We start from the raw sequence: 15,458 nt of genomic DNA, 5'->3' as shown, positions 1-15,458 counted from the left end.
AATCGGGGTATGCCCTGCGTCCGTTTCCCGCCCTACTTTTGCAGTGTGGAATTGTGTAAAAGGATAAAAACGATGAAAAAGAGACTTATTTTGGCGACGATGGCGGCCTTCGCCGTTTCGGGAGCCGGGGCGCAGCCGCAGCAGCCCTCCAAGAAAGTGCTGGTGGCCTATTTCTCCCACAGCGGCAACACCCGCGAGGTGGCGCGGCAGATCGGCGAGGCCACGGGCGGAGATCTGTTCGAGATCGTTCCCGCGACGCCCTACCCCGCGGAATACCAGGCTGTGGTCGACCAGGGCAAGAAGGAGATCGCAGCCGGGGTGCGTCCCGCGCTGAAAAACCCTGTCGGCGACCTTTCGCAGTACGACGTGATTTTCGTCGGTTCGCCCTGCTGGTGGGCGACGATCGCGCCTCCCGTGGCGACGTTCCTCACCTCCTGCGACTTTGCGGGCAAGACCGTCATTCCGTTCATGACTCACGAGGGCAGCGGCATGGGCCGCAGCGAGGCAGACATCCGCAAACTCTGCCCGCAGTCGACCGTCCCCGACGGACTGGCCGTCCGCGGCAGCGCGGTGCGCAACTCGAAAGAGGCCGTCGGAAAATGGGTTAGGTCGCTCGGATTGGCAGAATGACGAAAAAAGGCTTCGATTGTCGAAGCCTTTTTTTATTTATCCGCAAAAATAGACGCAGCCGTAGATCAGTCCGGCCGCCAGGGCGCCCAGCAGCGGGCCTGCCACGGGAACCCAGCTGTACCCCCATCCGCTGCCTCCTTTGCCCCGGATCGGCAGCAGGGCGTGCGCCAGCCGCGGCGGCAGGTCGCGCGCGGGGTTGATCGCATAGCCCGTCGTGCCGCCCAGCGACATGCCGATGGCCATGATGAGCATCGTCACCGGAAGGCTTCCCAGACTTCCCATTCCGATTTCGGGGGTGTTCTGCTCGTTGCCGATGGCCAGGATCACGAACACCAGCAGGAACGTGCCGACCACCTCGCAGAAGAGGTTGCGCGGTTTGTTCATGATGGCGGGCATCGTGCAGAAGACGCCCAGTTTCGCCGCCGGGTCGTCCGTCGCGTCGAAATGGTCCTTATAATAAAGGTAGACCACGACGGCGCCGCAGAATCCGCCCAGCAGCTGGGCGGCGACGTATCCCGGGACGTACGCCCACGGGAACGACCCCGCCACGGCCAGTCCCACCGATACCGCGGGATTGAGGTGCGCGCCCGAATAGGGACCCGCGATCAGCACGCCGCACATCACGGCCAGTCCCCAGGCTATCGTAATCACGACCCAGCCGCCGTCGAAACCTTTCGATCGTTTGAGGATGGTCGATGCGACCACCCCGTCGCCCAGCAGTACGAGCACCAGCGTTCCGATGAACTCGAACAGGCATTTGGTGAAGAAGGTAATTTCCATGTCCGTTTCCTTTTATTCGTTTCTGTCGTGCAAAACCCGCCGCACGGCATCTTCCCAGCCGGCGACGGCCTTTGCGATCTGCGTGCGGTCGGCCGCGGGTTCGAAAATATGCTCGGCCTGCCATTGCTTCCTGATCTCCCCGATGCTCTCCCAATACCCCACGGCCAGCCCCGCCAGGTAGGCGGCGCCCAGCGCCGTGGTCTCCGTCACGCGGGGACGGATGACCTTCGTCGCGAGCAGGTCAGCCTGGAACTGCATCAGCAGGTTGTTGCGCGCCGCTCCGCCGTCGACCTTCAGTTCCACCAGCGAGACTCCGGCGTCGCGCTGCATCGCGTTCACGATGTCCAGCGTCTGGTAGGCGATGCCCTCCAGCGCCGCGCGGGCGATGTGTGCCGCCGTCGTGCCGCGGCTGATGCCGCTGATCGCGCCCCGGGCGTACTGGTCCCAGTGCGGGGCCGCCAGTCCCGTCAGCGCGGGCACGAAGTAGACGCCGCCGGTATCGGGAACCGACGCCGCCAGTTCCTCCACCTCCGACGAGGAGCGGATGATCCCCAGCCCGTCGCGCAGCCACTGCACGACCGATCCGCCGACGAAGATGCTCCCTTCGAGGGCGTAGCTGACCTTGTCGCCGATCTTCCAGGCGATGGTCGTCAGCAGGTTGTTCTTCGAGACGATGGGTTTTTCGCCGCTGTTCATCAGCAGGAAGCAGCCCGTGCCGTAGGTGTTCTTCACCGACCCCGGTTCGACGCACATCTGCCCGAACAGGGCCGCCTGCTGGTCGCCGGCGATGCCCGCGATGGGAACCTTGTGGGCGAAGATCGTGGTTTTCGTCGCTCCGTAAACCTCGCTCGACGAGCGCACCTCGGGCATCATCGACGCCGGAATGCCGAACAGTTTCAGCAACTCCCCGTCCCATTGCAGCGTGCGGATGTTGAACAGCATCGTGCGCGAGGCGTTGCTCGGGTCGGTCACGTGCACCTCGCCGCGCGTCAGCCGCCAGATCAGCCACGTGTCGACCGTTCCGAACATCAGCTTGCCTTTCTCGGCCCGCTCGCGGGCGCCCGGCACGTTGTCCAGAATCCATTTGATCTTCGTGGCGCTGAAATAGGCGTCGATGATAAGGCCGGTCTTTTCGCGGATCCACTCTGCTTTACCTTCGGCCTTCAGCCGGTCGCAGTACTCCGAGGTCCGGCGGTCCTGCCACACGATGGCGTTGTAGACCGGCTCCTCCGTTTCGCGGTCCCATACGATCGTCGTCTCGCGCTGGTTGGTGATGCCTATTCCGGCGATGTTCAGCCCGTTGATGTCGATGGCCGCGATGGCTTCGGCGATCACCGACGCCTGCGACGACCAGATTTCGTGCGGATTGTGCTCCACCCATCCCGGTTTGGGGAAATACTGGGTGAACTCCCGCTGGGCCATCGAGCAAATCTGCCCCTTGCGGTCGAAAACGATGGCGCGGGAACTGCTCGTTCCCTGATCCAATGACAAAATGTACTGCTCCATATTTTTTCGGTTTAATCGTTGCGCGGAATCCTGCGGGGCGCCCGGAGACGCCCGATTACAAATCTATGAAAAATTTCCGGGATTCGAAACGAAACCGCCGGGTTTTTTATCGAAACTTTGCGGGAGGCCGTTTCCGGGAATATCCTGCCTGACGGGTCCGAAGCGTGGCGATCGGATCGTATAAGTCGGTTAAACAAACATACTTTTTTGAATTGTCCTTGAAACTTTCCGGTTTATTCCTATTTTTGTACCGGACATGAAACCCTTACCGGACATGAAAGAGATACAGCAGGAGATCATCCCGAATGCGAACGAGGACCTTTTCATCCTCCTCAATCGCCTCATTCCCTGCGGCGTCTTTCTGCCGCGGGCAGAACGGTCCGGATCGCAACGGCGCTGCCCCGGTCCGGATTCGGCCGGCTGCTGCGAATCACCCATCTGCAACAAACCCGATAAACCAACCATACGATTATGAAACGCACATTGCGTCTTTTGCTGACCGTAGGAGTGTCTCTCGTCTGCGTCAGCCTGTTCGCCCAAAAGTTTCCCAACTATCCGATCCCGCAGCAGCCCGACACGCTGCGCATCCTCGGCATCGGTAACAGCTTCACCGACGACGGCATGATGTACCTGCCCGAGTTGCTGGAGGCTGCCGGCATCCGGAACGTAGTGCTGGGACGGCTCTATATCGCAGGATGTTCGCTCGAACGCCATTGCCGGGAATATGCCGGCAACACCCCTGCGTATATCTATTACAAGTCGGCGTCCAACCGCTGGGAGACCGTTTCGAAGAAAGCGACCCTGTTGGACGGAATCACCGACGAACGGTGGGACGTCGTGGTGCTGCAACAGTCGTCGGGCAAATCGGGCATCTATCCGACCTATCAGCCCTGGTTCGGCCGGCTGGTCGAAATCGTGCGATGGAACTGCCCCAATGCCGGAGCCTGTATCGCCTGGCAACAGACATGGGCCTATGCCCGCAATTCGCAGCACCGGGATTTCGGTCGATACGAGAAGAACCAGCAACTGATGTACCGGGGAATCGTCTCTTCGGTCGAACAACTCATGCGGGAGACCTCCGTCGAAGTGGTCGTCCCGTCGGGCACGGCGATTCAGGACCTGCGCAGCACGGCGCTGTGCGACTCGCTGGACCTTACGCGCGACGGATACCACCTGAATCCCGGGGCCGGACGTTACACTGCGGCCTGCGCATGGTTCCAGACACTCGTGGCCCCGGCCTTCGGGACGAACGTCGCCGGGAACGGCTGCCGTCTGGCGGGAACCCCTCACGAGCTGACGCCGCAGGAGGCCGAAGCCTGTCAGGAGGCGGCCCGCAGAGCCTGCATCCGGCGGTTCTCCGTTTGGACGGAACCTGTCGCCGGCGAGGGCGGGACGGCAGCCCGGTAGCGGTCGGGGTTGGGACGGGCATTCCGCCATGCGGATATAGGTATCGTTCCATTCGCCGGAGCATTCTGCCGGATGTGGCTTCGAAGCTCGCCCCCCCCCGCCTCTCCAAACAAAAAAAGAGGTCTGCAAAGACCTCTTCGAGCGGAAAACGGGATTCGAACCCGCGACCCTCAGCTTGGGAAGCTGATGCTCTACCGACTGAGCTATTTCCGCGTTACGGAGTACAAAGTTACTCCGTTTTTTTTATTTGTCAAGTTTTCGGCGGCTGAAAAATGCGCCTACCCCACGATTTTTTTCAGCGATGCGAGGTTTTCGGGGTTTTTCAGGTTGCGTCCCTCGGCCGAATAGAGGTAGTCGAGCCGGTTCCGGAAATGCTCCTCGACCTTCCCGCGCACGACCTTCATCGTGCTGTTCACCAATCCGTTCTGCTCCGTGAAAGCCTCGTCGACAATGGCCAGTCCCGCAGGCAGCCACCGTTCCGGAAACTCCCCGGCATAGGTTCCGCCGGCACGGTAACGGTCGATCTCGGTGCCGAGAATCTCCGCTGCGACGGCCGTGCGCTCCGCTTCGGGCGTTTTGCGGGCCTCCAGTTCGCGGCGCAGCGCCTCGCGGTTGGGAACCACTATCGCCCCCGTGAACGGGCTTTGGTTGTTGTGCACGATGATCTGGTCGATGTAGGGCGACTTGTCCACGATCGCCTCCTCCATTCCCTCGGGACTGTATTTTTCGCCGTCCGAAGCGATCAGCAGACTCTTGAAACGTCCCAGCACATAAAGGAAGTCGTCCTCCGAGACGTAACCCATGTCGCCCGTGTGGAGCCATCCGTCGCGCACGGTGTCGGCCGTGGCTTCGGGATTCTTCCAGTAGCCTGCCATGACGTTCTCGCCGCGGACGACGATTTCACCCTTCTGCCCGCGGGGAACCTCGCGGCCCTCCTCGTCGAGGATCTTCAGGTCCAGCGGAATGAGTATCTTGCCCGACGATCCGAACCGGTGCCAGTGATGTTTGGGCGAGTTGGTCGAAATCACGGGCGTCGCCTCCGAAAGTCCGTATCCCTGGAACATCGGGATCCCGATGGCGTAGAAGAACCGCTGCAACTCCGCGTCGAGCAGCGCGCCGCCCCCGACGAAGAATTCGAGGTGGCCTCCGAACGCCTGCCGCACCTTGCGGAACAGCAGCGCGTCGAAAATCCCGACGACGGGAGCCAGCACGATGCGCCATCCGCTGCCCCTGCCGTACCCGTCTCGGTTGTAGACGTATGCCGTGCGGAGCGCGAGGTTGAAAAGCCCCTCGGTGAATTTCCCTTTGGCCCGGATGGAGCTTTCGATGCTTTTCCGGAAGTTCTTGGCCAGTGCCGGGACCGACAGCAGGAAGTGCGGTTGCACTTCGCGGATGTTCTGCGGGATGTTCTTGAGCGTCTCCAACGGCGTCGCTCCGACCTGCACCGTGGCCACCGAGGCTCCGCAGGCGATCATGATGTAGAAACCCACGACGTGTGCGAAACAGTGGTCCAGCGGCAGGATGATCAGCGTGCGGAAATGCGGCGGAATATCGACCCGCGACAACGCCTGCTCGACGTTGGCCGTGTAGTTGCGGTGTGTCAGGATCACGCCTTTGGGGTCCGACGTCGTGCCCGAGGTGTAGGTGATCGTGGCGTAATCGTCATTCCGGATCGCCTGTCCGATCTTCATGAACTCCTCCCTGTTCCTAGCGAGGTATTCGCGGCCCAGCCGCTTGAGCGTTCCGTAGGCCGTCTCTCCGGCTTCCAGCGGAATGTGCCCGAGGACGATCACCTGCTCCAGCTGCGGCAGCCCGGCGCGGATGCGGCGGATCTTCGGCAGTTGGTATTTCGACACGAAAACGGCTTTGACCTCGGCGTGCCGCATGCGGAACACGAGGTCGTTCGACTCTTCGAGTTTCACCGACAGGGGCACGCTGACCGCCCCGGCGTAGAACAGTCCCAGTTCGGAAATGATCCACGCGTTGCTGCCCTCGGCCAGTATCGCCACCTTGTCTCCGGGGCGGATGCCGAGCGCGGCGAGTCCGGCTCCGGCTTCGAGCGCCTGCTCGCGGGTCTCGGCATAGGTCGTAGGCTCGAATTTGTGATGGCGTTTTTCGAGCAGGAAGGTCTTGGCCCCGTATTTCCGCACGGAGGCCTCGAAGAGGTCGATGATGGTCTTTTTCATGGCTCTAATCCATTTTCAGCACGGCGAGGAATGCCGACTGGGGTACTTCGACGTTACCGATCTGGCGCATGCGTTTCTTGCCCTTCTTCTGTTTTTCGAGCAGCTTTCGCTTACGCGAAATATCGCCGCCGTAGCACTTCGCCGTCACGTCCTTGCGCACGGCCTTGACCGTTTCGCGGGCGATGATCTTGGCGCCGATGGCGGCCTGTATGGCGATGTCGAACTGCTGGCGGGGGATCAGCTCCTTGAGCTTTTCGCACATTTTGCGTCCGAAATCGTAGGCGTGGTCCGTGTAGGTGAGCGACGAGAGTGCGTCGACCGGCTCGCCGTTGAGCAGGATGTCGAGCTTGACGAGTTTCGAGGGCTGGAATCCCGTGCGGTGGTAGTCGAACGAGGCGTATCCTTTCGAGATGCTCTTGAGTTTGTCGTAGAAGTCGAAGACGATCTCCGAGAGGGGCATGTCGAAGTTGATCTCCACGCGGTCCTGCGTGATGAAGGTCTGGTTCTTCATCACCCCGCGCTTGTCGATGCAGAGTTTGATGACGTTGCCCAGGAATTCCGACTTGGTGATGATCTGCGCGAGAATATAAGGCTCTTCGATCTTGTCGATCTTCGTCACCTCGGGCAGTCCCGAGGGGTTGTGCACCTCGACCACGTCGCCCTGCGTCGTGGTGATGCGGTACGACACGTTGGGCACGGTCGTGATGACGTCCATGTCGAATTCGCGGTACAGCCGCTCCTGAATGATCTCCATGTGCAGCAGCCCGAGGAATCCGCAGCGGAACCCGAATCCGAGCGCCAGCGAGCTTTCCGGCTCGAACGTGAGCGAAGCGTCGTTGAGCTGCAATTTTTCGAGCGACGCGCGCAGGTCCTCGTACTGGTCGGCCTCCACCGGGTAGACGCCCGCGAAGACCATCGGTTTCACGTCCTCGAAGCCCGCGATGGCCTCTTTGGCGGGGTTGGTCACCGACGTGATCGTGTCGCCGACCTTCACGTCCGACGAGGTCTTGATCCCCGAGCAGATATACCCCACGTCCCCGGCCCTGATCTCCTGCCGGGGCTGCATCTTGAGTTTCAGCACGCCCACTTCGTCGGCGTCGTACTCGCTGCCCGTGTTGAAGAATTTCACGAGGTCGCCCTTGCGCAGCGTGCCGTTGAAGACGCGGAAATAGGCGATGATCCCGCGGAAGGGGTTGAACACCGAGTCGAAGATCAGCGCCTGCAACGGTGCGTTTTCGTCGCCTTCGGGGGCCGGGATGCGGTGCACGATGGCTTCCAGCATCTCCTCGACGCCCATTCCCGTTTTTCCTGATGCCAGCAGGATATCCTCGTCCCTGCAGCCTATGAGGTCGATCACCTGGTCCTTCACCTCGTCGATCATCGCCGAATCCATGTCGATCTTGTTCAGCACGGGGATGATCTCCAGGTCGTGCCCCACGGCGAGGTAGAGGTTCGAAATCGTCTGCGCCTGAATGCCCTGCGTGGCGTCGACCACCAGCAGTGCCCCTTCGCACGAGGCGATTGCGCGCGACACTTCGTACGAGAAGTCGACGTGTCCCGGGGTGTCGATCAGGTTGAGCGTGTACCGCTGTCCGTCGCGGGCCGTGTACTCCATCTGGATGGCGTGGCTCTTGATGGTGATTCCCTTCTCGCGTTCGAGGTCCATGTCGTCGAGCACCTGCGACTGCATTTCGCGCTGGTTGAGCGTGTTGGTCTTTTCCAGCAGACGGTCTGCGAGTGTCGACTTGCCGTGGTCGATGTGGGCTATGATGCAGAAATTTCGGATGTTTTTCATATATAGGGGTAAAATCTTCGGCAAATATACATAAATTTTTGAATATATCGGAGGGCTTCCGTTTGCCGGAATGGCACAAATTGCTTATATTTGCGACTTCAACAAGTTAGGTTAAAGATGTTAAGCAGACAAATCGCATCCAAGCTCCGGGGCTACGAGACCCCGTTCTACCTCTATGACATGGCGCTGTTGCGCCAGACCCTCGAAAGCGTCGTCTACGAGTCGAAGAAATACGGCTACAAGGTCCACTACGCCATCAAGGCCAACTACGACGACCACCTGCTGGCGGTCATCCGCGAATACGGGCTGGGCATCGACTGCGCCTCGGGCAACGAGCTGCGCAAGGCCGTCGAGGCCGGATTCGATCCCAAGGGCATCGTCTATGCGGGCGTGGGCAAACGCGACAAGGAGCTGAAATACGCCATCGAGCAGGAGATCCTGGCCATCAACTGCGAGTCGATCCAGGAGCTGGAACTCGTCAACGCCTTTTCGGCCGAAACGGGCAAAGTTACCGACATTGCGCTGCGCATCAACCCCGACATCGACCCCAAGACCAACCACTGCATCGACACGGGTCAGGCGGACAGCAAGTTCGGCATATCCTACGAAGAGGTGCTCGAACACGCCGCGGAGATCCGGTCGCTCGAAAACGTCAACATCATCGGACTGCACCTGCACATCGGGTCGCAGATCCGCGAGCTGCATGTCTTCGAGAACATGTGCAACAAGGTCAACGTCATCGTCGAGAACCTCGAAAAACTGGGCTGCAAGTTCCGTTTCGTCGACGTGGGCGGCGGCCTGGGCGTCAACTACGACGTTCCCGAGAACGAGCCGATTCCCAACTTCGCGTCGCTGTTCTCGATCGTCCACAACCACCTGCGCATCGGCGACCGCGAGGTGCACTTCGAATTCGGGCGTTCGATCGTCGCCGAATGCGGCGAGCTGATCACGACGGTGCTGTTCAACAAGACCACCGCCACGGGGCGCAAACTGGTGATCGTCGACGCTTCGATGACCGAGCTGGTCCGCCCGGCGATGTACGGTTCGTACCACAACATCGAGAACATCACGGCCAAGGAGGAGGAAGCCCCCAGCGAAAAATATACGGTCGTGGGCACGGCCTGCGAATCGACGGACGTTTTCGACGAGAACGTCAGCCTGCGCAAGACCCACCGCGGCGATCTGCTGACGATCAAGTCGGCCGGGGCCTACGGCATGTCGATGGCCTCGCGCTACAACCTCCACGATCTTCCCGGCGCCGTTTACAGCGACGAAATCAAATAGATAAAGGCGGCTCCGGCCGCCTTTCCTCATCGCTATGTGGCTCACTTTGGCATTCACCTCGGCGGCGCTGCTCGGCTTCTACGACGCGGCCAAGAAAAAGGCCCTCACCGGAAACGCCGTGCTGCCCGTGCTGCTGCTCAACACGCTTTTCTCGACGCTGTTCTTCCTGCCTGCGATCCTCTCGGCGGAACTGGGCCTCGGGTGGTTCGACCACACCCTTCTGGCGACGGCTCCCGGCACGTGGGAGGCCCACGGGCTGGTCGTCCTGAAGTCGGCCATCGTGCTCACTTCGTGGATTTTCGGATACTTCGGCATGAAGCATCTCCCGCTCACCATCGTCGGCCCGATCAACGCCACGCGCCCCGTGATGGTGCTCGTCGGGGCCTTCGCGATCTTCGGCGAACGTCTCAACGCCTGCCAGTGGACCGGCGTTGCGCTGGCCCTCGTGTCGCTCTTCCTGCTGAGCCGTTCGAGCCGCCGCGAGGGAGTCGTCTTCACCCATAATGTCTGGATTCTGTTCATCGCCCTGGCGGCCGTCACGGGCGCCGTCAGCGGGCTTTACGACAAGTTCATCATGGCGCGCCTCGACCCGGTTTTCGTGCAGAGCTGGTACAACCTTTACCAGCTCGGGATGATGGCCGTCGTGGCCGGCATCGTCTGGTGGCCCCGGCGGCACGCCACCACCCCGTTCCATTGGAGCTGGGCCATTCCGCTGATCTCGGTGTTCCTTTCGCTGGCCGACTTCGCCTACCTCTTCGCCCTGCGCGATCCGGACGCCATGATCTCCGTGGTCTCGATGGTCCGCCGCGGCTCGGTCGTGGTGTCGTTCCTCTGCGGCGCGGTGCTGTTCCGCGAGCGCAACCTGCGCTCCAAGGCCGTCGACCTGGCCTTTATCCTCGTCGGCATGATCTTCCTCTGGCTCGGCTCTCATTAAAAAACGGGCACGGAACGGATGGTTTGCACCACGACCGTCCCGTGCCCGCTGAAAAAGCCTCTTGAGCCTGTTAGATCAGCTGCTCCAGCTGATTGACCGTCTTGCGGATCTCCTCGTCGCTCGGCGAGAAGTCCTTCAGCGCTCCGGCCAGATACTGCTCGTAGGCATAGAGGTCGATCACACCGTTGCCCGAGAGGTTGAACAGAATGGTTTTCGACACACCCTCCTCCTTGGCTTTCAGCGCTTCGCGGATCGTCGCGGCGATGGCGTGCGTCGACTCCGGGGCCGGGATGATGCCTTCGGTCTGGGCGAACAATACACCCGCGGCGAGGGTCTCGACCTGCGGCAGCGACTGTGCCTCGATCAGCCCGTCCTTGAGCAGCTGGCTGACGATCGAACCCGCTCCGTGGTAGCGCAGGCCTCCGGCGTGAATGTCCGACGGCTGGAAGTCGTGGCCCAGCGTGTACATCGGGATCAGGGGCGTGAATCCCGCCACGTCGCCGAAGTCGTACTGGAACTCGCCGCGGGTGAGTTTCGGGCATCCCGAAGGCTCCACGGCGATCACGCGGATCTTCTTCCCTTCGGTGAAATTCTTCCGCAGGAACGGGAAGCCGATGCCCGCGAAGTTGCTGCCTCCTCCGAAGCATCCGATCACCATGTCCGGCTCGGCGTCGGCCATCTCCATCTGCGCCACGGCCTCCTGGCCGATGACCGTCTGGTGCAGCACGACGTGGTTCAGCACGCTGCCCAGACAGTAGCGCGTATCCTCCGGACGGCGCAGGGCCATCTCCACGGCTTCCGAGATTGCCAGCCCGAGGCTTCCCGAGCAGTGCGGGTCGCGGGCGAGGGCCGCACGTCCCGATTCGGTCAGCGTCGAGGGCGACGCCACGCACTCCGCGCCCCAGGTGTTCATCATCAGGCGGCGGTAAGGCTTCTGGTCGTAGCTGACCTTGACCATGAATACCTGGAGGTCGATGCCGAAGTGCTTCGCCGCGAAGGCGATCGACGCGCCCCACTGCCCGGCGCCGGTCTCGGTGGTCAGGTGCTTGATGCCCTGCTTGTAGTTGTAATAGGCCTGCGGCACGGCGGTGTTGGGCTTGTGCGAACCCGCGGGCGACACGCTTTCGTTCTTGAAAAAGATCTTCGCGGGCGTTCCGAGGGCCTTCTCCAGCCCCGTAGCGCGCACGAGGGGCGTCGGGCGCCATATCCTGTATATCTCCTGCACCTCTTCGGGGATGTCGATGTAACGCTCGGTCGACATCTCCTGGTCGATCAGTTCCTCGGCGAAGATCGCCGACATTTGCTCTTTCGTGACGGGCTGTTTCGTCGCAGGATGCAGCGGCGGCAGCGGTTTTGTGGGCATGTCGGCCACGATGTTGTACCATTGCGTGGGCATCTGGTTTTCGGAGAGGCAGAATTTTTTCGTTTCCATTGTCGTTATCGGTTTTTGAATGTTTGATTGTGCCAAAGAAAAAGCCCGCTGTTTACTGTCTCGTAAACAACGGGCTTGTGTATTTTCGGGCTTTCACTATACACGCGCGGTTCCGCACTCATTGTTCACGAGAGTCAACGAGCGCCACCACCATGCCTGTATGTTGAAATTGCGAATCATCTTTCAGCTTTGTTTCTGCAAATATATGCGGTCGGTTCGTAAAATGCAAATTTTTTACGAATTATTTTCGACACCTATATATGTAAGGATTTTTTACCGTACTTTGCGGAAAAATTTATATTTTTGCATGATTATCCGCAAATTCAAAACTTATCGATATGAATATTTCGTATAACTGGCTCAAACGTTATGTCGCGACCGATCTCCCGGCCGAAAAGGTGGCCGAAATCCTGACGGACATCGGCCTCGAAGTCGAAGGCTTCGAGAAGATCGAAACCGTGAAAGGCGGCCTTCAGGGCGTTGTCGTCGGCGAGGTCCTGACCTGTGCCGATCATCCCGATTCGGACCACCTGCACCTGACCACGGTCGACGTGGGGGCCGCCGAGCCGTTGCAGATCGTCTGCGGCGCACCCAACTGCCGGGCGGGACTCAAGGTGCTCTGCGCCACGGTCGGTGCGGTGCTCTACCCCGACGGCGGCGACGAGGAGTTCAAGATCAAGCGTTCGAAGATCCGCGGCGTGGAGTCGCTGGGCATGCTCTGCGCCGAGGACGAACTGGGCATCGGGGCTTCGCACGACGGCATCATGGAACTTCCGGCCGACGCTCCCGTGGGCATGACGGCCAGGGAATACCTGCATATCGAGGACGACTACCTGATCGAGATCGGACTCACGCCCAACCGTGTGGATGCCGCGTCGCACATCGGCGTGGCGCGCGATCTGGCCGCATACCTGAAGAGCCGCGGCGAAAACACCGAGGTGAAACTGCCCGACGTTTCGGCCTTCGCTCCCGACAATCACGATCTGGAGGTGGCGATCCGCGTCGAAAATCCCGAGGCCGCTCCCCGCTACGTCGGCGTTACGGTCACGGGCTGCAAGATCGGTCCGTCGCCCGAGTGGATGCAGAACTGCCTGCGCGCCGCGGGCATCAATCCCAAGAATAACCTGGTGGACATCACCAATTTCGTGCTGTTCGAGCTGGGCCAGCCCCTGCACGCCTTCGACGCCTCGAAGATCGAGGGCCGCGAGGTCGTGGTCCGCACCTGCCCGGAGGGCACGCCCTTCGTGACGCTGGACGGCGTGGAGCGCAAGCTGACGGACAAGGACCTGATGATCTGCTCGGCCGAGCGTCCCATGTGTATCGCCGGCGTCTTCGGGGGCCTGGACTCGGGCGTGAGCGACACCACGACCGACGTATTTATCGAGAGTGCCTATTTCAACCCCGTGTGGGTGCGCAAAACGGCCAAGCGCTTCGGCCTGAATACCGATGCGTCGTTCCGCTTCGAGCGCGGCATCGACCCCAACATGCAGGTCTACGCCGCCAAGCGCGCCGCCCTGCTGATGAAGGAACTGGCCGGGGGGACGATCTCCAGCGACATCACGGACATCTGTCCGGAGCCGGTCGGGGACTTCGTCTTCGATCTCTCGCTGGCGAGGGTCGACGCCCTGATCGGCAAGCCGATCCCCGAGGCAACCGTGCGTACGATCATCGCGGCGCTGGAGGTGAAGATCCTCGCCGAGCGGGACGGCGTGCTGACCGTCGCCGTGCCGCCCTACCGTGTCGACGTGCAGCGCGAGGCCGACCTTATCGAGGACATCCTGCGCATCTACGGCTATAACAACGTCGAAATCCCCATGCAGGTCCGTTCGACGCTCTCCTATGCGCCGAAGCCCGACCGCAACCGTCTGATGAACCTTGCCGCCGATTTCCTCACGGCCAACGGGTTCACCGAGATCATGTCCAATTCGCTGACGAAGGCCGCGTATTACGAGGGCCTGACCTCCTGCCCCGCCGAGCGCTGCGTGCGCATCCTCAATCCCCTGAGCGCCGACCTGAACGTGATGCGCCAGACCCTGCTGTTCAACATGCTGGAGGCCGTCGGGCTGAATGCCAACCGCCGCAACGGCGACCTCTGCCTCTACGAGTTCGGCAACTGCTACTTCTACGACGAGTCGAAGCGCACGGAGGAGAACCGCCTGGCGGCCTATTCCGAGGAGTATCGCCTGGCCATCGCCGTCACGGGCGTCGCCACGCCGCAGTCGTGGAACGCGAAGCCCGTGAAGGCGTCGTTCTTCACCCTGCGTGCTGTCGCCGAAAAACTGCTCCGCCGCTTCGGCATCGACATCTACGCGCTGAAGACCGAGACGCTCGAAAGCGACCTTTTCAGCGAGGGACTCTCGCTGTCGCTGGGCGGCAAGGAATTGTTGCAGATCGGCTCCGTGGCCGCCGCCATCCGCCGCCGGACCGACGTCAAGCAGGACGTATATTATCTGGAAATGAATTTCGACGCCCTTGTGAAATCCACGAAGAAGCTGAAGATCGTCGCCGGGGAGCTTTCGAAATTCCCCGAGGTCCGGCGCGACCTGGCGCTGCTGGTGGACAAGTCCGTGACCTTCTCCTCGCTGCGCGACGCGGCCTTCGCCGCCGAACGCAAGCTGCTGAAAAGCGTCTCGCTGTTCGATGTCTACGAGGGCGACAAACTCCCCGAGGGCAAGAAATCCTACGCTTTGAGTTTCATTCTGGAGGACAAGACCCGCACGCTGGACGACAAGACTATCGAGCGTGTGATGTCGAACCTCACCCGGCAGTTCGAGCAGAAGTGCGGCGCGCAGGTCCGGGCCTGACGAACTTTCGGCAACCGAAAAACCGCCCGGCCCCATCGCGAGCCGGGCGGTTCTCTATAAATACACCGATGCGACGATTTTCCAGAATATTTGCGTGGACGACCCCGCTCTTCGTTGCGGGAGCCGTGCTGTTCTTTACCAAAGCCGCCGCGCTCCCGTTTAAAGTTGCCTATCCGGTCCTGCTGCTGGGCGTGTCGACGCTTCTGCTGCGGCGCCGGGAACTGCTCCCGTTCGGGTTCGCCTTCCTGTTCTCTGCCGCCGGCGACGCCGTGGGTGCCAAGGGATTGTTCATTCCCCAGATGGCCTTCTTCGCACTGGCGCACGCCGCCTATGTGTGCTGGTTCCTGCCCCGGGCGCAGCGTACGCCCCGAGCGGTTTCGCTGGCCGTCACCGTCCCGCTGCTCGTCTTCCTTTTCGCCGTCATCGTCCCCGAGGTTCCGGTCCCGGCCGAACGTATCGGCGTCGCGGTCTACGGGCTGGTCATCGCCGCGATGCTCTGTTCGGCGCTTCAGTACGACGGGGCGCACGCCGCAGGTTTCCGCTGTGCGGCCCTGCTGTTCGTCTTTTCCGACGCGGTGATCGCCTGGAACCGCTTCATCGGACCCGTTCCCGCCCGGATGTGGGTCATCATGACCACCTACTACCTGGCGCAATACCTCTTTTTCCGTTTCGCCGTCAAAACCGCGATCCGGGACTGACG

The 15,458-nt window shown here is 61.2% G+C and carries 12 protein-coding genes and 1 tRNA gene; 7 read left to right on the top strand and 6 right to left on the bottom strand.

Going from position 1 to position 15,458, the window contains the following annotated elements:
* Window positions 1-72 precede the first annotated feature (72 nt).
* Window positions 73-630, top strand: a complete 558-nt coding sequence (locus tag ACGHP5_RS15315) for a flavodoxin (protein WP_290531889.1) — start codon at window positions 73-75, stop codon at window positions 628-630.
* Between the two features lie 36 nt (window positions 631-666).
* Here ACGHP5_RS15315 and ACGHP5_RS15310 read toward each other — a convergent pair whose 3' ends face one another.
* Together ACGHP5_RS15310 and glpK are read right to left on the bottom strand one after the other, a co-directional pair.
* On the bottom strand, window positions 667-1,410 hold the full coding sequence (locus tag ACGHP5_RS15310) for an MIP/aquaporin family protein (protein WP_290531888.1): 744 nt from the start codon (window positions 1,408-1,410) through the stop codon (window positions 667-669).
* Between the two features lie 12 nt (window positions 1,411-1,422).
* Window positions 1,423-2,916, bottom strand: coding sequence for a glycerol kinase GlpK (glpK, locus tag ACGHP5_RS15305; protein ID WP_290531887.1), 1,494 nt, complete (start codon window positions 2,914-2,916; stop codon window positions 1,423-1,425).
* 274 nt (window positions 2,917-3,190) lie between these two features.
* Between glpK and ACGHP5_RS15300 the strand changes: the two genes are divergently transcribed.
* Both ACGHP5_RS15300 and ACGHP5_RS15295 read left to right on the top strand, forming a co-directional pair.
* Window positions 3,191-3,391, top strand: a complete 201-nt coding sequence (locus ACGHP5_RS15300; protein ID WP_290531886.1) for a hypothetical protein — start codon at window positions 3,191-3,193, stop codon at window positions 3,389-3,391.
* Complete coding sequence (locus ACGHP5_RS15295) at window positions 3,388-4,323, top strand: DUF4886 domain-containing protein (protein WP_390567565.1); 936 nt, start codon at window positions 3,388-3,390, stop codon at window positions 4,321-4,323. The genes ACGHP5_RS15300 and ACGHP5_RS15295 overlap by 4 nt, the downstream gene beginning before the upstream one ends.
* Window positions 4,324-4,463: 140 nt before the next feature.
* Here ACGHP5_RS15295 and ACGHP5_RS15290 read toward each other — a convergent pair.
* The 3 genes from ACGHP5_RS15290 to lepA form a co-directional block, all read right to left on the bottom strand.
* A tRNA-Gly gene (locus ACGHP5_RS15290) sits at window positions 4,464-4,536 on the bottom strand.
* A 65-nt stretch (window positions 4,537-4,601) separates the two neighbouring features.
* Window positions 4,602-6,509: an AMP-dependent synthetase/ligase gene (locus tag ACGHP5_RS15285; protein WP_390567563.1), complete on the bottom strand. Its 1,908-nt coding sequence runs from the start codon at window positions 6,507-6,509 to the stop codon at window positions 4,602-4,604.
* A 4-nt stretch (window positions 6,510-6,513) separates the two neighbouring features.
* The gene (gene lepA / locus ACGHP5_RS15280; protein WP_390567562.1) at window positions 6,514-8,304 is read right to left on the bottom strand and encodes a translation elongation factor 4; all 1,791 of its coding nucleotides are present in this window, start codon (window positions 8,302-8,304) and stop codon (window positions 6,514-6,516) included.
* Between the two features lie 117 nt (window positions 8,305-8,421).
* Here lepA and lysA point away from each other — a divergent pair, with 117 nt between their 5' ends.
* Window positions 8,422-9,588: a diaminopimelate decarboxylase gene (gene lysA / locus ACGHP5_RS15275; protein WP_295904908.1), complete on the top strand. Its 1,167-nt coding sequence runs from the start codon at window positions 8,422-8,424 to the stop codon at window positions 9,586-9,588.
* 34 nt (window positions 9,589-9,622) lie between these two features.
* Complete coding sequence (locus tag ACGHP5_RS15270; protein ID WP_295904910.1) at window positions 9,623-10,522, top strand: DMT family transporter; 900 nt, start codon at window positions 9,623-9,625, stop codon at window positions 10,520-10,522.
* 70 nt (window positions 10,523-10,592) lie between these two features.
* Here ACGHP5_RS15270 and ACGHP5_RS15265 read toward each other — a convergent pair whose 3' ends face one another.
* On the bottom strand, window positions 10,593-11,954 hold the full coding sequence (locus ACGHP5_RS15265) for a TrpB-like pyridoxal phosphate-dependent enzyme (protein ID WP_295904912.1): 1,362 nt from the start codon (window positions 11,952-11,954) through the stop codon (window positions 10,593-10,595).
* A 338-nt stretch (window positions 11,955-12,292) separates the two neighbouring features.
* Here ACGHP5_RS15265 and pheT point away from each other — a divergent pair, with 338 nt between their 5' ends.
* Window positions 12,293-14,758 (top strand): phenylalanine--tRNA ligase subunit beta, encoded by a 2,466-nt coding sequence (pheT, locus tag ACGHP5_RS15260; RefSeq protein ID WP_390567559.1) that lies wholly within the window; start codon window positions 12,293-12,295, stop codon window positions 14,756-14,758.
* Between the two features lie 68 nt (window positions 14,759-14,826).
* A complete protein-coding gene (locus ACGHP5_RS15255; protein ID WP_390567557.1) occupies window positions 14,827-15,456 on the top strand; it encodes a lysoplasmalogenase family protein in 630 nt (209 codons plus the stop codon).
* Window positions 15,457-15,458: the final 2 nt, after the last annotated feature.

Source organism: Alistipes sp. i18-0019-D1 (assembly GCF_042852885.1).
GTDB lineage: Bacteria > Bacteroidota > Bacteroidia > Bacteroidales > Rikenellaceae > Alistipes.
This window is presented reverse-complemented; position numbering and strand designations above follow the sequence as displayed.

Coding starts and splice junctions, on each gene's coding strand:
- ACGHP5_RS15285 (WP_390567563.1), bottom strand. CDS start 6,509: ATGAAAAAGACCATCATCGACCTCTTCGAGGCCTCCGTGCGGAAATAC.
- ACGHP5_RS15315 (WP_290531889.1), top strand. CDS start 73: ATGAAAAAGAGACTTATTTTGGCGACGATGGCGGCCTTCGCCGTTTCG.
- glpK (WP_290531887.1), bottom strand. CDS start 2,916: ATGGAGCAGTACATTTTGTCATTGGATCAGGGAACGAGCAGTTCCCGC.
- ACGHP5_RS15300 (WP_290531886.1), top strand. CDS start 3,191: ATGAAAGAGATACAGCAGGAGATCATCCCGAATGCGAACGAGGACCTT.
- ACGHP5_RS15310 (WP_290531888.1), bottom strand. CDS start 1,410: ATGGAAATTACCTTCTTCACCAAATGCCTGTTCGAGTTCATCGGAACG.
- lepA (WP_390567562.1), bottom strand. CDS start 8,304: ATGAAAAACATCCGAAATTTCTGCATCATAGCCCACATCGACCACGGC.
- pheT (WP_390567559.1), top strand. CDS start 12,293: ATGAATATTTCGTATAACTGGCTCAAACGTTATGTCGCGACCGATCTC.
- ACGHP5_RS15255 (WP_390567557.1), top strand. CDS start 14,827: ATGCGACGATTTTCCAGAATATTTGCGTGGACGACCCCGCTCTTCGTT.
- ACGHP5_RS15265 (WP_295904912.1), bottom strand. CDS start 11,954: ATGGAAACGAAAAAATTCTGCCTCTCCGAAAACCAGATGCCCACGCAA.
- lysA (WP_295904908.1), top strand. CDS start 8,422: ATGTTAAGCAGACAAATCGCATCCAAGCTCCGGGGCTACGAGACCCCG.
- ACGHP5_RS15295 (WP_390567565.1), top strand. CDS start 3,388: ATGAAACGCACATTGCGTCTTTTGCTGACCGTAGGAGTGTCTCTCGTC.
- ACGHP5_RS15270 (WP_295904910.1), top strand. CDS start 9,623: ATGTGGCTCACTTTGGCATTCACCTCGGCGGCGCTGCTCGGCTTCTAC.